The sequence below is a fragment of the Rodentibacter myodis genome, assembly GCF_001999305.1.
Lineage (GTDB): Bacteria > Pseudomonadota > Gammaproteobacteria > Enterobacterales > Pasteurellaceae > Rodentibacter > Rodentibacter myodis.
This window is the reverse complement of the sequence record NZ_MLHQ01000008.1, coordinates 121,363-141,095: the sequence shown is the minus strand read 5'-3', so window position 1 is coordinate 141,095 and position 19,733 is coordinate 121,363. Positions and strand designations below refer to the sequence as shown.

Genomic DNA, 19,733 nt, shown 5'->3' with positions numbered 1-19,733 from the left:
CCTTACTCTTCACGAATGCATGATTTGGCACGTTCTAATACCAATTTTGCCCGATCAATAATCGGTGCATCGATCATCTTACCGTTTAATGACACTACACCGCTGCCTTGACGTTGTGCTTCTTCTGCGGCTTCAATAATACGTTTTGCCTGTTCTACATCTTTTTGTGTCGGTGCAAATAAATTGTGTAGCAATTCAATTTGGCGGGGATTAATTAAGGATTTGCCGTCAAAACCAAGTTGCTTAATCAGTGCGGCTTCTTGCAAGAAACCTTCTTCGTTATTGGCATTGGAATAAACGGTATCAAAGGCTTGAATACCGGCTGCGCGTGCCGCTTGAAGAATAGAACAACGGGCGAATAATAATTCAATACCATCCGCCGAACGCTCGGTTTTTAAATTGCGAACGTAATCTTCCGCGCCTAATGCAATCCCGATTAAGCGTTGGGAAGCGGTCGCAATTTGATTGGCTTGAGTAATACCGAGTGGCGATTCAATCGCAGCCAACATTTTGGTTGAACCCACTTCACGCCCACAGGCTTTTTCAATTTCGGTGATGGCTCGATCCATATCGATCACATCTTGTGCCGTTTCGGTTTTTGGCATACGAACCACATCCACACCGGCACGCACCACCGCATTTAAATCCAATAAACCAAACTCAGAATCTAACGGATTCACACGCACCACGGTTTCAATTTCCTGATACAACGGATGTTGCAAGGCGTGTGCCACAAGAAGGCGTGCCGTATCTTTTTCTTTTAATGCCACCGCGTCTTCCAAATCAAACATAATGGAATCCGGTTTATAGATGAAACTGTTACTCAGCATTGCCGCATTAGATCCCGGCACAAACAGCATACTTCTTCTTAATTTCATAGCACTGCCTCCCAATTAATTGCTTCGTCCGTTGCACGCATTACCGCGGCTTTCACACGAGCCTGCAAGACGCAATCCAACGCACCTTTGTCTTCCACGGCAACAAAGGCTTTCGTTACGCCTAATTTTGCCAAAGTGGCGCGAATGGTTTGCTCAATCGCTTCACCAAATTGCTTGCCGACAGAACTGTTAATTTCAATCGTCAAGCAGTTTGCCGGTTCAATGCGAACCAAAGCATCACTGGATTCCAGTGTGCCGGCAAGGGCTGATTTAGTAATCTTCATCATTGTGGTTTCCTTCATCTATTCGCATAAAAAATCGTCGCTCATTCTACTGGCTTTCACGCCAACTCGCTAACATTAAAGAGGTATTTTTTGTGACATAGATCAACAAATTGGCGGGAAAGAAAAAAAGTGCGGTCAGTTTTTAAGGTGAATTTAAACACCCTCAAAACTGACCGCACTTTTGCGGAACATTCATTTTTTTTAAAGATTAAGCAACGATACCAAACTGGGCTTTCATCAATGCTTCAAAATCGGTGCAACCGCCGATTGGTTTCTCATCAATAAAAATTTGTGGCACGGTTTCAACCGGTTTGCCGACTGATTTTGATAAATCTTCTTTAGTAATGCCTTCGGCGTGGATATCTACATAGCGGTAATCAAAATTAGCCACTTCACCTTTTAATTTTTCTGCAAGATTTTTTGCACGTACACAATAAGGGCAACCTGGGCGACCAAAAATAACGACAAACATAAATTTTCCTCTTGTTAATGTAAAAAACGCGGCGATTCTACCGTTTTTTGGTTTATCCATAAACAGTTTTTCAGGATTATTGTGATTGGTATAATGTATTGCTATTTTTACCTTGGAATATCAAATGAAATTATTAATGCTTTGCCGTGAACCGCGCCTATATAGTTGCCGCCGTTTAAAACAAGCGTCAGAACAATGCGGTCACGAAATGGATATTCTTGATCCAAATCGTTGTATTTTAAAACTTACTCAAAATCCACCGCACTTTGCGATTTTCTATCAACCTTTGGAAGGCGAAGCTTACCTTTTACCGCATTATGATGCGGTTTTGCCACGCTTTGGCACGACAAGTACCCAAATGGGGTGTGCTGTGTTGCGTCACTTTCAGGCAAAAGGGACTTATTGTTTAAATAATGCGCGAGCCTTTCTTGCCGCCCGTGATAAATGGCAAGGTTTGCAAATTTTAATGGAGCAGGGCATTCCCACACCACCAAGTAGTCTTTCGGGGATTGAGGTTGAACCTAAATTATCAGTTCAACAAATGGCTTCACCGTTGATTATTAAAACATTAAACGGTTCGCAAGGTATTGGTGTAATGCTGGCAGAAAAGCCTCAAAGTGCGGTCAGTATTTTGGAAACTTTAAAGCAAGCGAATATACCGGTGTTACTGCAGGATTTTATTGAAGAAGCCGAGGGAGCGGACATTCGTTGTTTTGTGATTGGCGATAAGGTGGTGGCAAGTATGCAACGAATCGGGCAACAAGGGGAATTTCGTGCCAATTTTCATCGTGGCGGTACGGCACAAAAGATTAATCTAACGGCGGAAGAAAAGCTAATTGCCGTGAAAGCGACAAAAGCCTTGGGATTAGAGGTCGCCGGGGTTGATTTAATCCGTTCAAAAACGGGCTTGTTAGTGTTAGAAGTCAATGCAAGTCCGGGTTTGGAAATGATTGAGAAGACCGGTGGCATTGACATTGCACAGCAGATGATTTTGTATTTAGAAAAGAACATTTGATCGAAAAGGCGAACATTAATGTTCGCCTTATTTATTTGAAATGTTATCCGTTCAAATCTTTTTTCAGTTCATAGTTAGGCGGCAGTTCCGGCATTGAATTTTCTTCATCAAACGGTTCGCTTGTGGGTTGGTACTGAAATTTTTGGTCATTTTGACCGCTCTTTTCTTTGCCAAGCAGTTGTGGTTGTAATTTCACAAAGCTACTTTTCGGCGAAAGCCAAATATTCACAAATGCTTGGGTAAATTTGGCGTCAAATTCGTGATTTAGCACGGTGTCGTTGGCGATAAAGTAGCCTTTATTATCTAATGCCACAAAATTTAAAATATCGTTTGGTGAAAAATCGGGGAAGATTTCTTGCATTTTTTTCAACCAAGCGGTGGTGTCGTCTGCACTTAATTGTTGGGCATCCATTTCTTTGATTAGGGTAATGGCAAAACTTTTCCCTTCAATGGGTTTTTCATATTTGATGGAAAACATCAATGGACGTTGATTTTCTTGGTATGAACCGGTTTCGGATGAAAGTGCCACACTATAAACGAGGAAAGGGCCCCAAGTGTATTCTGCATTGCCAACCGGCAGCCAATGGGCGGAAAGTGCGGTTGAAAAAAAGGCGAAAATGACCGCCAAAAGAGAGTTAATTTTCATATTGTTATTTCACGGTTCAATATTGGGTCGCGTTGAATGAAATTGGGCGAATTATAGCAAAACCGCCTAAAAATCCACAAATAAAAAGGCGGGTTGCCCGCCTTTGACCGTTATTTTTAAAGGAAGTTTATTTTAAACTGCCCACCATATCTTCAGGGCGAACCCATTTGTCGAAATCTTCTGCCGACACTAAACCTAGATTAATGGCTTCTTCACGTAATGTTGTGCCGTTTTTATGTGCCGTTTTCGCAATTTTCGCCGCATTTTCATAGCCGATGTGGGTATTAAGTGCGGTTACCAACATCAATGAATTTTCAAGTTGTTGTTTAATGCGAGGATAATTCGGCTCAATACCTACGGCACAGTGTTCATCAAAAGAAACACAGGCATCGCCCAACAATTGTGCGGATTGTAAGAAGTTTGCAATCATTACCGGATTAAACACGTTTAATTGGAAGTGACCTTGTGAGCCGACAAATGCAATGGTGGTATCGTTGCCAAATACTTGTGCGCAGACCATTGTCATCGCTTCACATTGGGTTGGATTCACTTTGCCCGGCATAATGGATGAACCCGGTTCATTTTCAGGAATTAAAATTTCACCAATGCCGGAACGAGGGCCGGAAGCCAATAGTCGAATGTCATTGGCAATTTTAAAGAGGCTCATTGCTAATTGACGAAGTGCGCCGTGGGTTTCCACAATGGCATCGTGTGCCGCCAGTGCCTCAAATTTGTTATCGGCGGTGACAAATGGCAGTCCGGTGAATTTCGCAATATAATCCGCTACTTTTACATCATAGCCTTTCGGGGTGTTTAACCCTGTTCCTACTGCCGTGCCGCCTAATGCCAACTGGCTTAAATGCGGGAGGGTGTTTTTTAATGCACGCAAACCAAAATCTAATTGTGCCGCATAGGCAGAGAATTCTTGACCAAGCGTTAATGGGGTGGCATCCATTAAGTGAGTACGACCGATTTTCACCACATCTTTAAAGGCTTCGGATTTCGCTGCAAAGGTTTTTTGTAAACGTTCTACGCAAGGAATGGTGTGTTCTACCACTTTTTTATATGCCGCAATGTGCATTGCGGTTGGGAAAGTATCGTTTGAAGATTGGGATTTATTGACATCATCATTCGGGTGAATAATGGATTTTTCACCAAGTTTACCGCCATTTAAAACGTGCGCACGATTTGCCACCACTTCATTCACGTTCATATTGGATTGCGTACCGGAGCCGGTTTGCCAAATCACAAGCGGGAATTGATCATCTAATTTATTCGCCAAAATTTCATCACAGGCTTGGGCGATTAAATCGCGTTTTTCAGCCGGCAACACGCCTAAATCGTGATTCGCAAATGCGGCGGCTTTTTTCAAATAACCAAAGGCTTCAATAACCTCGTGCGGCATAGAGGCAGCCGGCCCGATTTTGAAGTTATTGCGTGAGCGTTCTGTTTGCGCCGCCCAATACTTATCCACAGGAACTTGAACTTCACCCATAGTGTCTTTTTCAATACGAAATGCCATTGTGATACTCCTAATTTGTAGAATAAAAAACGGCACGATTTTAACACTTCAGGGGGATGAATGGAACGTAACAAAAATACCAAAAATCAGTTTTGTGATGTAGATCATAAAAAGTGCGGTTGATTTTATGTTGATTTTTGCTTGTTCAATAAGCGATTAAACCGTTTATTTTCTTCCTATTTTTCGGTAAAATTCCACACCTTGTAGCTTGGCAAAATTGAGACAAAAATGGCAAAAAACGCGCAGTTTTATATTCTGACAGAACAAACCACGTTCACGGTTGAACAACTCGCGTGCAATTTAGCGGCTTCCGCGTGGCGTTTAGGAAAACGGATTTTAATTGCCTGTGAAACGGAGCAACAAGCCCTCGATATTGATGAAATGCTTTGGCAGCGAGATCCGAATGAATTTGTGCCACATAATTTATCGGGTGAGGCAACACAATATCCCGCGCCGATTGAAATTGCGTGGCGGGGAAAACGCAATGTCCAACGCCGGGATTTATTGATCAATTTGCAACAAGACACCCCTGAATTTAGCCACAGCTTCACCCAATTGATTGATTTTGTTCCCGCTGAAGAAACGCAAAAAGCACAAGCACGAGAACGCTATAAACAGTTACGTATGCAGGGGTGGCAACTTTCCACTGAAAATGCGTAACCCCTTTAATTAATGGAGTCTATTATGAAATCACCAATGAAATTTGCTTTATCTCTCTTGCTTGGCGCAAGCGTTTTCACTTTAACGGCGTGCGATAATCAAGAAACCAACACACAAGAAATAAAAACAACGGAAAAATCGACCGCACTTTCCGAAAATACACAGGGCGTGGCGGAAAACACGAAACTCACCGAATCGGAAAAGTCTGACGATGTATCTAAAGCGGAAAACGAAAGTGCCATCAGCGTGAAAAATGATGAAGCAATTTCTGCTGAAGCGAAAACCGAATCAGAAAAAGCTAAAATGGCGTCTGAGACAGATAAAGCCAACATCGTTAAAACCGAAAATGCGACCGTTACGGCTGAACCAAAGCAAAAACGAAAAAAAGCAACAAAAGCAAGCCACGAAAGCACTTATATAAAAGAACAAAAAGCTTTACTTAAAGAACTTGAATCACAATATGCTCAAGTGCGTTGCACTCCTGAGGCAGCAAAATTAGGCGAAAACAGCTTCTGCCGCCAAGAAGAACGCCGTTTGTTTTTAGAGATTGAGCGTGTGAAAGGCGAGATTCGGTTGAATCAGTAATAAAAACTCCCTGAAATTTAACTGCACTTTTAAAGGATAAATGCCAGTAAACGATATTACTTCCTACCAACGGTTTGAAGCCGATATTCTCGCAGGGCGTAAAACCATCACCATTCGGGATAAGTCTGAAAGTCATTTTAAAATGGGCGATGTTCCGTGTATTGGTCGATTCAAGGATAATTAGTATTTCTGTACCATCAAGGTAGTGTTTTGCCTATTAGGTTAGAGGAATTAATATAGGGTAACATGTTAAGCAAGAGAATATGACGTTGACGGAGTTGAAAGAAGTGATTCGGGGGATTTATCTGAATGAACAGATGTTTTATATAATAAAATTTAACAAAATAACAAAAGAGTTATCATGACTAAAATTAAATCAACTATAAAACAAGTCCTTAGTAATGGCGATCTTATTATTAATAAAGTAGATAAAAACCAGACAAGAGATTTTCTATGTAAGCAGACCTCTTACAAGGGAAGATTAAATGATAAAGACATAAAATTTTTAGTTGAAGGAGCATTAGTTAAATTTACATCTAATATTACAGAAAAAGGTACTTTTGCTAATGATGTGGAGCTTGCAGATCAACGCTTAGAGTCAAGCATAAAGAAAATACTCGACAATGGAGATCTTATTATCAATAAACTTGATAGTAATCAAAAAAAGGATTTCTTATGCAAAAAATCTTCTTATAAAGATTTATTGTCAAAAGATGAAATTGAAAGCTTAAAAGAAGAAGATATTGTTAGTTTTATTCCTAATTTTGTTGATGATAATAGATGCTTCGCTAATGAACTAAAATTAATAAGAAACTCTAAAATAGAACGTATTTCTTCGAAAATACAAATAGATACAAAAGAATTAACTGATATATTTTTAGATAAATTGAAATTAAACCTCGAAAAAATTCATAGAGGACATGAGTTTGAGGATTTTACTTTCTTTATTTTAAAGTCTCTTGGGATCCCTGAAATTTATGCTGTACCTAAAGATATGGCGTCTGGAAGAGCTGATGGTATTTTTAAGGTTTCTAGCGTATCTACAAATGGACATAGATTGGAAGTTATTTATGACTGTACTTTGAAGTCCACTTCTACATGGGAAAAAGAGAAAATAACCCAAATTAGTAATTATGAATCCCAAATAATAAAAAATTCTATAAATATCAATTATAGTTTCGGTTCTACATATAGTGGCAAAATAGTCAAACAGACCATTTCATTTAGTGAAAATGCAGATAAGCAAATTTGGATTATAACTAAAGGCGAAACTAGATTAATAGAAGATAAACAATCTCCAGATATCCTAATTAAAGAAATTAGTATTTATGATTTAATAGAAATTATGAAAGAACGATATTTAGATTCAGCTTTTGTTAAAGTAGACGAAATAGCGGATACACTAAAGAATTTAGGATCTAAATTAACTAAATAGAGAAAAAACAATGACCTCAAAATTCCAAATGGCAGACCGTTTCAACCCGTCTGCAGTAGAACAAGCCCTTTATCAACACTGGGAACAACAAGGCTATTTTAAGCCCACTGAAAATCCTGACGTAGCAAGTTACTGTATCGCCATTCCGCCACCGAATGTAACCGGTAGTTTGCATATGGGACACGCCTTCCAACAAACTTTAATGGATACCTTAATCCGTTTTCACCGTATGGAAGGGCATAATACCCTTTGGCAAGCAGGGACAGACCACGCAGGGATCGCCACCCAAATGGTGGTGGAGCGTAAAATCGCGGCAGAAGAAGGCAAAACTCGCCACGATTATGGGCGTGAAGCCTTTATTAATAAAATCTGGGATTGGAAAGCCTATTCAGGCGGGACGATCAGCCAACAAATGCGCCGTTTGGGCAACTCCATTGACTGGGAACGTGAGCGTTTCACAATGGACGAAGGTTTGTCCAATGCAGTAAAAGAAGTGTTTGTTCGCTTACACGAAGAAGGACTGATTTATCGTGGTAAACGTTTAGTAAACTGGGATCCAAAATTACTTACCGCAATTTCCGATCTGGAAGTGGAAAACCGTGATGAAAAAGGCTTTATGTATCACGTTCGCTATCCGTTTGTGGATAAATCCGAAACCTTTGGTGGCGGTGCAATGCATATTGCCACCACGCGTCCAGAAACCATTTTGGCAGACGGCTGTTTGGCAGTTCACCCTGATGACGAACGTTATAAGGATGTAATTGGTAAAATGGTACACGTGCCAATGACGGATCGGATTATCCCCGTGGTTGCTGACCCTTACCCTGATCCTGAATTTGGGACAGGCTGTGTGAAAATCACACCGGCACACGATTTTAATGACTACGAAGTAGGTAAACGGCACGATATTGAAATTATCAATTTAATGAATCCGGATGCAACCCTCAACGACAATGCTCCGGAACGTTATCGTGGCTTGGATCGTTTTGAAGCGCGTAAAAAAATCGTGGCGGATTTAGAAGCAGAAGGCTACTTAGAAAAAATTGAGCCGCACGAATTAAAACGCCCATACGGCGACCGCTCTGGTGTGGTGATTGAGCCGTATTTGACCGATCAATGGTATGTGAGCGTTAAACCGCTTGCGGAAGTGGCTACCAAAGCGGTAGAAGACGGCGAAATTCAATTTGTGCCGAAACAATATGAAAACCTCTATTTCTCTTGGATGCGTGATATTCAAGATTGGTGCATTTCTCGTCAGTTATGGTGGGGACACCGTATTCCGGCGTGGTATGACGAAGCAGGGAATATTTATGTGGCTCGCAACGAAGAAGAAGTGCGGTCAAAATACAATCTTTCTGCCGATTTACCGTTAAAACAAGATGAAGATGTGTTGGATACTTGGTTCTCATCGGGCTTGTGGACGTTCTCCACTTTAGGCTGGCCGGAGCAAACCAAAGAACTGAAAATGTTCCACCCAACCGATGTGTTGATCACGGGCTTTGACATTATCTTTTTCTGGGTTGCCCGAATGATTATGTTCACAATGCACTTTATCAAGGATGAAAACGGCAAACCGCAAGTGCCGTTTAAAACCGTTTATGTAACAGGGTTGATTCGTGATGAGCAAGGGCAAAAAATGTCCAAATCTAAAGGAAATGTACTCGATCCGATTGATATGATTGACGGTATTAGCCTTGAAGATTTATTGGAAAAACGCACCGGCAATATGATGCAACCGCAATTAGCGGAAAAAATCGCTAAAGCGACCCGCAAAGAATTTGCGAACGGTATTGCCGCACACGGTACGGATGCATTGCGTTTTACTCTTGCCGCCCTTGCCAGTAACGGACGGGACATTAATTGGGATATGAAGCGTCTTGAAGGTTATCGCAACTTCTGCAACAAATTGTGGAATGCCAGCCGTTTTGTTCTCACCAATGAAAAATTAGATTTAAGCGAAGGTGATGTTGAATTTTCAGTGGCTGATCGCTGGATTGAATCTGAGTTTAATCGCACGGTAGAAACGTTCCGTAATGCGCTAAATCAATACCGTTTTGACTTATGTGCAAATGCAATTTATGAATTTACTTGGAATCAGTTCTGCGATTGGTACTTAGAATTAACCAAACCGGTATTTGCTAACGGCAGCACGGCACAAATCCGTGCGGCAAGTCAAACACTGGTGCGTGTGTTGGAGCAACTATTGCGTTTAGCCCATCCGCTTATTCCGTTTATCACCGAAGAAATTTGGCAAAAAGTGAAAGGTTTTGTCGGTATTGAAGCGGATAGCATTATGTTGCAGCCATTCCCAAGAGTGAATGAAGCGGCATTTGATCCAGAGGCAGAACGTGAAATCAATTGGTTAAAAGAAGTGATTGTTGCCGTGCGTAATGTTCGTGCGGAATGTAATATTGCACCAAGTAAAGGGTTGGATTTATTGTTCCGTAACATCAGTTGCGATGAACAAAAAATTCTTGAAAAACAGACCGCACTTTTATGTGCAATGGCAAAACTCGATGGTGCAAAAGTGCTAAGTGAAGGTGAAAATGCGCCGCTTGCTGTAGCGAAATTAGTGGGAAACACTGAAATTCTTGTACCAATGGCAGGGTTCATTAATAAAGAAACCGAGCTTGCCCGTTTAACCAAAGAGATTGAAAAATATCAAAATGAAGTGAAACGCATTGAAGGCAAACTTAGCAACGAAGCCTTTGTGGCAAAAGCACCGAAAGCCGTGATTGCCAAAGAGCGTGAAAAAATGGCGGAGTACCAATCCGGATTGGAAAAAATCCGTGAGCAGTATAAGGCGATTGAGGCGCTTTAAATTTAAATCATCAAAAACGCCGACTCTTTTTAGGTCGGTGTTTTTTGTTTGTTCTAAATCGTTTATTTTTGCGTGTAATCTCTCGCTCCAAAAATCGCCGTGCCAATGCGAACCATTGTTGAGCCACATTTTATGGCACTTGGCATATCGTCTGTCATTCCCATAGAAAGGGTATCGATTTGTTGATTTGGCAAGGCTTGTTGGAGTTGGTTGAATAACGCTGCCATTTTTTTAAAGGCACATTCTTGCTCGTCAAGATTTTCTGTTGGAGCAGGGATTGCCATTAAACCACGCAGGCGTAAGTGCGGTAGATTTTCGAGATGTTTTGCTAAATCAAGCATTTCTTCAGGAGAAATACCGGATTTGCTTTCTTCTTCACTAATATTAATTTGAATTAATACATTTAATGGTGTTTTGTCGGGCGGGCGTTGTTCGTTTAGGCGGTCAGCAATTTTTGCACGATCAAGAGTTTGCATCCAGTCAAAATTTTCAGCCACCAAACGGCTTTTATTTGATTGCAAAGGGCCGATAAAATGCCACTCAAGTTTGATCCCTTGCGCTTCAAAATACTGAATTTTTTCTACGCCTTCCTGTACATAATTTTCGCCAAATGCAGTTTGACCGGCTTGATAGGCTGCCAAAATATCGCTGGTCGGTTTTGTTTTTGATACGGCAAGCAGTTTTACTGTGTTGGTTTTGCGTTGGACTTGTTCGCAGGCAGTATGAATCTGTTGATGAATTTGTTGTAAATTGTGCTGAATATCCACTGAATGCTCCTTGTTAAAAGTGCGGTTAGTTTACACGAAATTTAATGCCTTGAGAAAAATTCCATTAAATTCCGATTTTCCGTTTGACAAGCTAAGTAAATTTGGGTATTTCTTAGCGCATTCGTTTTGAAAGACAAAAACACAATGAAAAATCACCGCACTTTTGCCACGACCATTATTATGCTCACCATTACGATGCAAAATGGCGCGGGTTAGTGCATAAAATACAGGACACCGAAAACCCGCCATTCCAGCCGAATGCGGGTTTTTTTATAAATTTAAAAATACAACATCTAGGAGAATCAATATGCGCGTACTTAAATTTGGTGGCACTTCGCTTGCGAATCCGGAACGTTTTTCTCAAGCAGCCAAACTTATCGAACAGGCTCATTTAGAAGAACAGGCAGCAGGTGTGTTATCCGCCCCCGCCAAAATCACCAATCATCTTGTCGCCCTTTCTGAAAAAGCAGCATTAAATCAACCTACCGATACCCATTTCAACGAAGCACTTGAGATTTTTTACAATATTATTAATGGGTTACACGCCGAAAATCATCAATTTGACTTAAATGGCACAAAAGCCCTCATTGATTCGGAATTTTCTCAAATTAAAAGTTTGTTAGAGGAAATTCGGCAAGCCGGAAAAGTAGAAGATGCCGTCAAAGCGACTATTGATTGTCGTGGTGAAAAACTTTCTATCGCAATGATGAAGGCTTGGTTTGAGGCACGTGGTTATACGGTGCATATTGTGGATCCGGTTAAACAATTATTGGCAAAAGGCGGTTATTTAGAATCTTCCGTAGAGATTGCCGAATCAACCAAGCGTGTGGATGCGGCAAGCATTGCAAAAGACAATGTTGTGTTAATGGCAGGCTTTACTGCCGGAAATGAAAAAGGCGAATTAGTGCTTTTAGGCCGTAACGGTTCAGATTATTCCGCGGCTTGTTTGGCAGCTTGTTTAGGGGCGAGTGTGTGTGAAATCTGGACGGATGTGGATGGTGTTTATACTTGTGATCCCCGTTTAGTACCGGATGCCCGTTTATTGCCAACTCTTTCTTATCGTGAGGCAATGGAGCTTTCTTATTTTGGGGCGAAAGTGATTCATCCGCGTACCATTGGGCCATTGTTGCCAAAAAACATTCCTTGTGTAATTAAGAATACCGGTAATCCCTCCGCGCCGGGGTCGATCATTGATGGCAATGTAAAATCCGAAGGTTTACAGGTGAAGGGGATTACAAATTTAGATAATTTAGCGATGTTTAATGTGTCCGGCCCCGGTATGCAAGGTATGGTGGGAATGGCATCTCGTGTGTTCTCTGTGATGTCAAAAGCAGGTATTTCTGTGATTTTGATCACCCAATCTTCTTCCGAATATAGCATTAGTTTCTGCGTACCGGTGAAATCAGCGGAAGCGGCAAAAGCAGAACTTGAAGCCGAATTTGCAAATGAATTAAAGGCGCACCAGTTAGAACCAATTGATGTTATTAAAGATATGTCGATCATTTCTGTAGTGGGCGATGGTATGAAAGAAGCGAAAGGCATTGCGGCACGTTTCTTCTCTGCCTTGGCACAAGCCAATATCAGCATTGTGGCAATTGCTCAAGGGTCAAGTGAGCGTTCTATTTCTGCTGTTGTGCCGCAAAATAAAGCCATTGAAGCGGTGAAAGCAACGCACCAAGCACTCTTTAATAACAAAAAAGTCGTGGATATGTTCCTTGTGGGCGTAGGTGGCGTCGGTGGCGAGCTGATTGAACAGGTAAAGCAACAAAAGGCGTATTTGGCAAAGAAAGATATTGAGATTCGAGTGTGTGCTATTGCGAATTCTAACCGTATGTTGCTTGATCAAAACGGTTTAAATTTGGATGATTGGAAAACCGATCTTGAAAATGCGACCCAACCTTCCGATTTTGATGTGTTGCTTTCCTTCATCAAATTACATCACGTTGTCAATCCGGTATTTGTGGATTGTACTTCGGCAGAATCCGTTGCGGGGCTTTACGCACGAGCCTTGAAAGAAGGTTTCCACGTAGTTACTCCAAATAAAAAAGCGAATACACGTGAATTGGCGTACTATCACGAATTACGTAAAAATGCACAGGCAAGCCAACATAAGTTTTTATATGAAACCAATGTAGGAGCAGGCTTACCGGTGATTGAAAATTTACAAAATCTTCTTGCCGCCGGTGATGAATTAGAGCGTTTTGAAGGGATTTTATCAGGATCTCTTTCCTTTATTTTCGGCAAATTGGAAGAGGGATTTTCGCTTTCAGAAGTGACCGCACTTGCACGTGAAAAAGGCTTTACTGAGCCTGATCCGCGTGATGATTTATCCGGTCAAGATGTGGCACGTAAACTTTTGATTCTCGCCCGTGAAGCCGGTCTTGAATTGGAATTATCCGATGTTGAAGTAGAAGGTGTATTGCCAAAAGGATTTTCAGAAGGCAAATCTGCCGATGAATTTATGGCAATGCTGCCACAGTTAGATGCGGATTTCAAAGCCCGTGTTGAAGCGGCTAAAGCAGAAGATAAAGTATTGCGTTATGTCGGACAAATCAGCGAGGGAAAATGTAAGGTTTCTATTGTTGCGGTAGGGCAAAACAATCCGCTTTACAAAGTGAAAGACGGTGAAAATGCGTTGGCATTTTACACCCGTTATTATCAGCCAATTCCATTATTATTGCGTGGTTATGGTGCGGGTAACGCAGTAACGGCAGCGGGAATTTTTGCCGATATTTTAAGAACTTTACAACATTAAGAAGGATTTCCAATGTTACGAATTTATGCACCGGCCTCCAGTGCAAATATTAGTGTGGGTTTTGATACGTTAGGGGCGGCAATTTCTCCGATTGATGGCTCATTATTAGGCGATGTGGTTCAAATTGAAGCTATCGCAAGTGGTTTTGAATTGGAAAGTGCGGGTTATTTTGTCCGTAAATTGCCTAAAGAGCCTCAAAAAAATATCGTTTATCAAGCCTATGTGCTATTTAGTGAACGCTTAAAACTACGTGGTAGCAATGTAAAACCGTTGCGCTTAACCCTTGAAAAAAATATGCCGATTGGTTCGGGACTTGGTTCAAGTGCTTGCTCTATTGTGGCTGCACTGGTTGCGCTTAATCAATTCCACAATGAACCCTTTTCCAAAATGGAATTGTTAGAAATGATGGGAGAATTGGAAGGGCGTATTTCAGGCTCCATTCATTATGATAATGTTGCCCCTTGTTACCTTGGTGGTGTGCAATTTATGGTGCAATCATTGGGCAATATTTGCCAAAAACTGCCATTTTTTGATAACTGGTATTGGGTGTTGGCATACCCGGGTATCGAAGTTTCTACTGCAGAAGCCCGTGCCATTTTGCCAAAAAGTTATACCCGACAAGATGTGATTGCACACGGTCGTCATTTAGGCGGTTTTGTTCACGCTTGTCACACACAGCAAGAAAATTTGGCGGCGATTATGATGAAAGATGTGATTGCCGAGCCATACCGCGAATCTTTACTGCCAAATTTTGCAGAAGTAAAACAGGCAACACGGGATTTGGGGGCATTGGCAACCGGTATTTCAGGTTCAGGTCCAACAATTTTCTCTATTGCACCGGATTTACAAACTGCGACAAAACTTGCCACCTACTTAGAAAATCATTATTTGCAGAATAATGAAGGGTTTGTGCATATCTGCAAGGTGGATAATGCTGGGGCACGGGAAATTAAGTAGCCGTTATTCGTCAATAAACAATAATTTCAAATTGTACAATTTTAAACTAACCAAACTGGATTGATTATGAATTTATACAATATCAAATACCCGGAACAACAAGTTAATTTTGCCCAAGCGGTTCGCCAAGGGCTTGGCAAAGATCAAGGTTTATTTTTTCCTGAAACCATTCCACAGCTTTCCAATATCAATGAATTATTGGATCTTCCACTTGTTGAACGCAGTCAAAAAATTCTCTCTGCTATTATTGGTGATGAAATTCCAACAGAAACCTTAAATACGATGGTTAAAAATGCGTTCACCTTTCCAGCACCTTTAAAGAAAGTGGAAGACAACATTTATGCTCTTGAGCTTTTCCATGGTCCAACATTAGCTTTCAAGGATTTTGGTGGTCGCTTTATGGCGCAAGCACTGGCTGCAGTGCGTGGTGATGGCAAAATTACTATTTTAACTGCCACTTCCGGTGATACTGGGGCGGCGGTGGCACACGCATTTTATGGTTTAGAAAATATTAATGTGGTGATTTTATACCCGAAAGGAAAAATCAGCCCATTACAAGAAAAATTATTCTGCACCCTCGGTGGAAATATTCGCACCGTAGCCATTAACGGTGATTTTGATGCTTGCCAAGCATTGGTTAAACAAGCCTTTGATGATGCCGAATTGCGTGAGGCTATTGGATTAAATTCGGCAAATTCCATTAATATCAGCCGTTTATTCGCCCAAATTTGTTATTACTTTGAAGCAGTGGCACAGTTGCCAAAAGAAAAACGTGATAATGTGGTGGTTTCCGTACCAAGCGGTAACTTTGGCAACTTAACGGCAGGATTAATTGCGAAAACTTTAGGCTTACCTATTAAACGTTTTATTGCCTCAACAAACGCCAACGATACTGTACCTCGTTATTTACAATCCGGTAATTGGGCGCCGAAAGCGACTGTTGCAACCCTTTCTAATGCAATGGATGTGAGTCGTCCAAACAACTGGCCTCGGGTAGAAGAGTTATTCAAACGTAATGGCTGGCGTTTAGCGGAGTTAGGGGCGGGAATGCTGACCGATGCACAAACGGAAACAACGTTAAAAGCAATGCAAGCCAAAGGTTATATTTGTGAGCCACACGGTGCGATTGCATATCAAGTGTTGAAAGATCAACTTAAAGCAGATGAAACCGGTATCTTCCTTTGCACGGCACATCCGGCAAAATTTAAAGAATCTGTTGAACGTATTTTGGATCTTGAGTTGCCACTTCCGGAAGCGTTGGATAAACATAATAAACTGCCATTGCTTTCTGATGAAATGGATAATGATTTTGCCCAATTACGTGCTTATTTGTTGAAATAATCGGTGTTATGTAGCCAACGTACAAAAATAACCTGCTCCGCATAAATACAAATATTTTACCTCCGTATTAGTTTATTTCATTAAGCGTTATTTATTGTGCAATGGCGGTATAATGCTGGAAATGATAAAAAGTGCGGTTGATTTTGCCGCACTTTTCCTTTTCTAGAGATTATTGCTTTTCGATGTGTTTTTATGCCAACTTTTATTGCTTACGCCAACATTTGGCAACCTTTTGCGTTCAATGAGATTCCTTTGGAATTCGTTCCTGAAAACCTCTCTGCGGCACCTTCTGAAAATTTCCGCGTGAAACAACGTCATCAATGTCGCAGATTGGCTCACTTTTTGTTATGGGAATTGTTAAAAATGGCAAGAAAATCAACCGCACTTTTAGGGCAAATTCAGCATACAGAAAGTGGGCGACCTTATTTTCGCAACGAAACGATTGATTTTAACATCAGCCATTCCGGTGACTGGGTGGCAGTGTTGTTGAATGTTCAAGAGGATAACCAAAGTGCGGTCGGTATTGACATTGAATTGCCTAAAAAACGGAATTTTCTTGCATTAATGGAATATTTCGCACCTGATGATGAAGTGAATTGGTTTACACGACAACCTGCCGAAAATGCTTTTTATCGTTGTTGGTGTTTGCGTGAAGCTGTATTGAAATCGCAGGGGGTAGGCATTGTGAAATTGTCGGAAGTACGTCATCTACCCAATGAATACAAAATTTTTTCGGATTATTGTCCACAAGGGGAATTAATTTTTACCGATGAATTGCCTTTTTATTTTGCTGCATTTGTCAATTCGGTTCAAAATCGACCGCACTTTTTTCAATGGAATGGGGACAGGTTGGAACAAAAAACACTTAGGCATCTGATTCGTTATCAAGTGAATTAAACACAAAAATCCTTGAAATTGCGCAAGGATTTTTATTGCCTTGCATTTTAATGGACGAATCCCCATTATTTCGCTAAACTCGTCACAATTTTTTTACAAACGGAGAACGATATGTCACAGAATGGTTCAGGACAGGATCCTTGGGGTAAGCCGGGACAGAACAATGAACAAAAACCTGACGCATCAAATAACGGATGGGGTTCAAATCAACATCGCGGTAATCAAGAACAATCGCCACCGGATATTGAAGAAATCTTCAATAATTTGCTGAAAAAACTCGGTGGGAACGGTAAAAAGAAGGGTCAAAATCAGGGCAGTTCAAACAATACGCCGACAACACCAATTAATTTTGGCAAAGCCTTACCTATTGCGATTGCCTTAGGCGCAATTATTTGGGGAGCAAGCGGTTTTTACACCATAAAAGAAGCGGAACGTGGTGTGGTTTTGCGTTTTGGTGAATTACATTCCATTGTTCAACCGGGCTTAAACTGGAAGCCTACTTTTGTAGATAAAGTTTTACCGGTGAATGTGGAACGAGTGAAAGAGCTGAAAACCCAAGGGGCGATGTTAACCCAAGATGAAAATATGGTGAAGGTTGAAATGACCGTGCAATATCGTGTGCAAGATCCGGCGAAATATCGCTTTAGTGTTACAAATGCCGATGATAGTTTGAATCAAGCTACGGACAGTGCATTGCGCTATGTGATTGGTCATATGACAATGAATGATATTTTAACAACCGGTCGTGCGGTGGTGCGTGAAAATACGTGGAAAGCATTGAATGAAATTATCAAGCCTTATGATATGGGGATTGAAGTCATTGATGTGAATTTCCAATCTGCCCGTCCGCCGGAAGAAGTGAAAGACGCCTTTGACGATGCCATTAAAGCGCAAGAAGACGAGCAACGTTTTATTCGTGAGGCAGAAGCCTATGCCCGTGAGAAAGAGCCGATTGCACGGGGGGATGCACAACGCATTATTGAGGAAGCGACTGCTTATAAAGAACGAATTGTGTTGGATGCACAAGGGGAAGTAGAGCGTTTACAACGTCTATTGCCGGAATTTAAAGCCGCGCCGGATTTATTGCGTGAACGTTTATACATTCAAACGATGGAAAAAGTGATGGCAAATACACCAAAAGTTATGTTGGATGGCAATAATGGTAATAACTTAACGGTGTTACCGCTCGAGCAGATTATGGGGAAAAAAGCAGCAGCTAAAGCACAAAGTGCGGTCAATTCCGCCCCTGTTTTATCCCCACAGGAAGCACAATCCCACACTCAACCAACAACAGTAGAACCGGTTCGCCAAGGGAGATTTAACTAATGCGTAAATTTTTATTACCAATTATTTTTGTTCTCGTGGCAGTGATTTATTCCAGTGTCGTGGTCGTAACGGAAGGAACGCGTGGCATTATGTTGCGTTTTAACAAAGTGCAACGTGACGCCGATAACAAAGTGGTGGTTTATGAGCCGGGGTTGCATTTCAAAATGCCGATGATTGATACAATGAAAGTATTGGACGCGCGTATTCGTACTTTAGACGGCTCGGCTACACGCTTTGTTACCGTAGAGAAAAAAGACCTTCTGGTGGATTCTTATGTGAAATGGAAAATCAGTGATTTTGGTCGTTTTTATACTTCAACCGGCGGTGGCGATTATAACCAAGCTGCAAGCCTGCTCAGCCGTAAAGTGAATGACCGTTTGCGTTCCGAAATTGGTACACGCACGATCAAAGATATTGTGTCGGGAACGCGTGGTGAATTAATGGAAGGGGCGAAGAAAGCATTAAATTCAGGACAAGACAGCACGGCGGAATTAGGTATTGAAGTGATTGATGTTCGTGTGAAACAAATTAATTTACCCGATGAGGTTTCTTCTTCCATTTACCAACGTATGCGGGCAGAACGTGATGCAGTCGCACGTGAACACCGTTCGCAAGGTAAAGAAAAAGCTGCATTTATTCAGGCAGATGTTGATCGTAAAGTAACATTAATTCTTGCCAATGCGAATAAAACGGCACAAGAATTACGGGGTTCGGGCGATGCAACTGCGGCAAAACTTTATTCCGATGCGTTTTCTCAAAACCCTCAATTTTTTAGTTTTGTGCGCAGTTTAAAAGCCTATGAAGCGAGCTTTGCAAATTCGGACAATATGATGATTTTAAAACCGGATAGTGATTTCTTCCGTTTTATGCAAGCACCAAAATAATTTTAAATCATATAAAAGTGCGGTCAGTTTTGATCGCATTTTTTATTTTTGGGTTATTTTTAAGCAATCAAATAAATTTTTATGATTTTTGTTTGACAGCATTTTATAAATCAGTAGAATACGTCGCGTTGTTTCGCAACAGCAAGCGCGGGAATAGCTCAGTTGGTAGAGCACGACCTTGCCAAGGTCGGGGTCGCGAGTTCGAGCCTCGTTTCCCGCTCCAATTTGCCCGAGTGGTGGAATCGGTAGACACAAGGGATTTAAAATCCCTCGCCTTTCGAGGCGTGCCAGTTCAAGTCTGGCTTCGGGCACCATTTTACAAAGTCTCAATTTGTAAAAAAACTCCTTTAAAATCCTATACTTGGGTCGTTAGCTCAGTCGGTAGAGCAGCGGACTTTTAATCCGTTGGTCGAAGGTTCGAATCCTTCACGACCCACCATTTATTATCCTAAATTACCTATCCTAGACTTTTCATTAGTTTGCTCTTA

At 41.3% G+C, this 19,733-nt stretch carries 17 protein-coding genes, 3 tRNA genes and 1 pseudogene; 15 read left to right on the top strand and 6 right to left on the bottom strand.

Annotated elements, in window-relative coordinates; all coding sequences use genetic code 11:
• Nucleotides 1-2: 2 nt before the first annotated feature.
• From citE to BKL49_RS03085, 3 genes are all read right to left on the bottom strand, one after another.
• Nucleotides 3-878, bottom strand: coding sequence for a citrate (pro-3S)-lyase subunit beta (gene citE / locus BKL49_RS03095; RefSeq protein ID WP_167367110.1), 876 nt, complete (start codon nucleotides 876-878; stop codon nucleotides 3-5).
• A complete protein-coding gene (gene citD / locus BKL49_RS03090; RefSeq protein WP_077423181.1) occupies nucleotides 875-1,162 on the bottom strand; it encodes a citrate lyase acyl carrier protein in 288 nt (95 codons plus the stop codon). Before citD ends, citE begins: the two co-directional genes overlap by 4 nt.
• A 208-nt stretch (nucleotides 1,163-1,370) precedes the next feature.
• Nucleotides 1,371-1,634 carry a GrxA family glutaredoxin gene (locus BKL49_RS03085; protein WP_077423161.1) on the bottom strand — a complete coding sequence of 88 codons (264 nt, stop codon included), beginning with the start codon at nucleotides 1,632-1,634 and terminating at the stop codon, nucleotides 1,371-1,373.
• Between the two features lie 124 nt (nucleotides 1,635-1,758).
• On the opposite strand from BKL49_RS03085, the gene BKL49_RS03080 reads away from it, so the two are divergent.
• Nucleotides 1,759-2,649: a RimK family alpha-L-glutamate ligase gene (locus tag BKL49_RS03080; protein WP_077423160.1), complete on the top strand. Its 891-nt coding sequence runs from the start codon at nucleotides 1,759-1,761 to the stop codon at nucleotides 2,647-2,649.
• A gap of 43 nt (nucleotides 2,650-2,692) precedes the next feature.
• On the opposite strand, the gene BKL49_RS03075 is transcribed toward BKL49_RS03080, so the two are convergent.
• Nucleotides 2,693-3,295 carry a hypothetical protein gene (locus BKL49_RS03075; RefSeq protein WP_077423159.1) on the bottom strand — a complete coding sequence of 201 codons (603 nt, stop codon included), beginning with the start codon at nucleotides 3,293-3,295 and terminating at the stop codon, nucleotides 2,693-2,695.
• A 127-nt stretch (nucleotides 3,296-3,422) separates the two neighbouring features.
• The gene (gene fumC, locus BKL49_RS03070) at nucleotides 3,423-4,817 is read right to left on the bottom strand and encodes a class II fumarate hydratase (RefSeq protein ID WP_077423158.1); all 1,395 of its coding nucleotides are present in this window, start codon (nucleotides 4,815-4,817) and stop codon (nucleotides 3,423-3,425) included.
• 228 nt (nucleotides 4,818-5,045) lie between these two features.
• On the opposite strand from fumC, the gene BKL49_RS03065 reads away from it, so the two are divergent.
• From BKL49_RS03065 to BKL49_RS03045, 5 genes and pseudogenes are all read left to right on the top strand, one after another.
• Nucleotides 5,046-5,477, top strand: a complete 432-nt coding sequence (locus BKL49_RS03065; RefSeq protein ID WP_077423157.1) for a DNA polymerase III subunit chi — start codon at nucleotides 5,046-5,048, stop codon at nucleotides 5,475-5,477.
• Between the two features lie 24 nt (nucleotides 5,478-5,501).
• Nucleotides 5,502-6,062, top strand: a complete 561-nt coding sequence (locus BKL49_RS03060) for a hypothetical protein (RefSeq protein WP_077423156.1) — start codon at nucleotides 5,502-5,504, stop codon at nucleotides 6,060-6,062.
• 40 nt (nucleotides 6,063-6,102) lie between these two features.
• Nucleotides 6,103-6,427: pseudogene (yqfB, locus tag BKL49_RS03055) on the top strand (N(4)-acetylcytidine aminohydrolase).
• Nucleotides 6,424-7,497, top strand: coding sequence for a hypothetical protein (locus BKL49_RS03050; RefSeq protein WP_077423155.1), 1,074 nt, complete (start codon nucleotides 6,424-6,426; stop codon nucleotides 7,495-7,497). The pseudogene yqfB and the gene BKL49_RS03050 overlap by 4 nt, the downstream one beginning before the upstream one ends.
• Before the next feature lie 10 nt (nucleotides 7,498-7,507).
• Nucleotides 7,508-10,318, top strand: coding sequence for a valine--tRNA ligase (locus tag BKL49_RS03045; protein WP_077423154.1), 2,811 nt, complete (start codon nucleotides 7,508-7,510; stop codon nucleotides 10,316-10,318).
• A gap of 62 nt (nucleotides 10,319-10,380) precedes the next feature.
• Here BKL49_RS03045 and BKL49_RS03040 read toward each other — a convergent pair whose 3' ends face one another.
• Entirely contained in the window at nucleotides 10,381-11,085 is a 705-nt protein-coding gene (locus BKL49_RS03040; protein WP_077423153.1) for a YggS family pyridoxal phosphate-dependent enzyme, read from the bottom strand.
• Between the two features lie 307 nt (nucleotides 11,086-11,392).
• Here BKL49_RS03040 and thrA point away from each other — a divergent pair, with 307 nt between their 5' ends.
• From thrA to BKL49_RS02990, 9 genes are all read left to right on the top strand, one after another.
• A complete protein-coding gene (gene thrA / locus BKL49_RS03030) occupies nucleotides 11,393-13,840 on the top strand; it encodes a bifunctional aspartate kinase/homoserine dehydrogenase I (protein WP_077423151.1) in 2,448 nt (815 codons plus the stop codon).
• 12 nt (nucleotides 13,841-13,852) lie between these two features.
• Entirely contained in the window at nucleotides 13,853-14,797 is a 945-nt protein-coding gene (thrB, locus tag BKL49_RS03025) for a homoserine kinase (RefSeq protein ID WP_077423150.1), read from the top strand.
• Nucleotides 14,798-14,863: 66 nt separating this feature from the next.
• Nucleotides 14,864-16,138 carry a threonine synthase gene (gene thrC, locus BKL49_RS03020; RefSeq protein WP_077423149.1) on the top strand — a complete coding sequence of 425 codons (1,275 nt, stop codon included), beginning with the start codon at nucleotides 14,864-14,866 and terminating at the stop codon, nucleotides 16,136-16,138.
• A gap of 192 nt (nucleotides 16,139-16,330) precedes the next feature.
• Nucleotides 16,331-17,035: a 4'-phosphopantetheinyl transferase family protein gene (locus tag BKL49_RS03015; protein ID WP_077423148.1), complete on the top strand. Its 705-nt coding sequence runs from the start codon at nucleotides 16,331-16,333 to the stop codon at nucleotides 17,033-17,035.
• A 111-nt stretch (nucleotides 17,036-17,146) separates the two neighbouring features.
• Complete coding sequence (hflK, locus tag BKL49_RS03010) at nucleotides 17,147-18,361, top strand: FtsH protease activity modulator HflK (RefSeq protein WP_077423147.1); 1,215 nt, start codon at nucleotides 17,147-17,149, stop codon at nucleotides 18,359-18,361.
• Nucleotides 18,361-19,245 (top strand): protease modulator HflC, encoded by an 885-nt coding sequence (gene hflC / locus BKL49_RS03005; RefSeq protein ID WP_077423146.1) that lies wholly within the window; start codon nucleotides 18,361-18,363, stop codon nucleotides 19,243-19,245. The genes hflK and hflC overlap by 1 nt, the downstream gene beginning before the upstream one ends.
• Nucleotides 19,246-19,392: 147 nt before the next feature.
• Nucleotides 19,393-19,468: transfer RNA gene (locus BKL49_RS03000), tRNA-Gly, on the top strand.
• 4 nt (nucleotides 19,469-19,472) lie between these two features.
• Nucleotides 19,473-19,559: transfer RNA gene (locus BKL49_RS02995), tRNA-Leu, on the top strand.
• 49 nt (nucleotides 19,560-19,608) lie between these two features.
• A tRNA-Lys gene (locus tag BKL49_RS02990) sits at nucleotides 19,609-19,684 on the top strand.
• The last annotated feature ends 49 nt before the right edge of the window (nucleotides 19,685-19,733 follow it).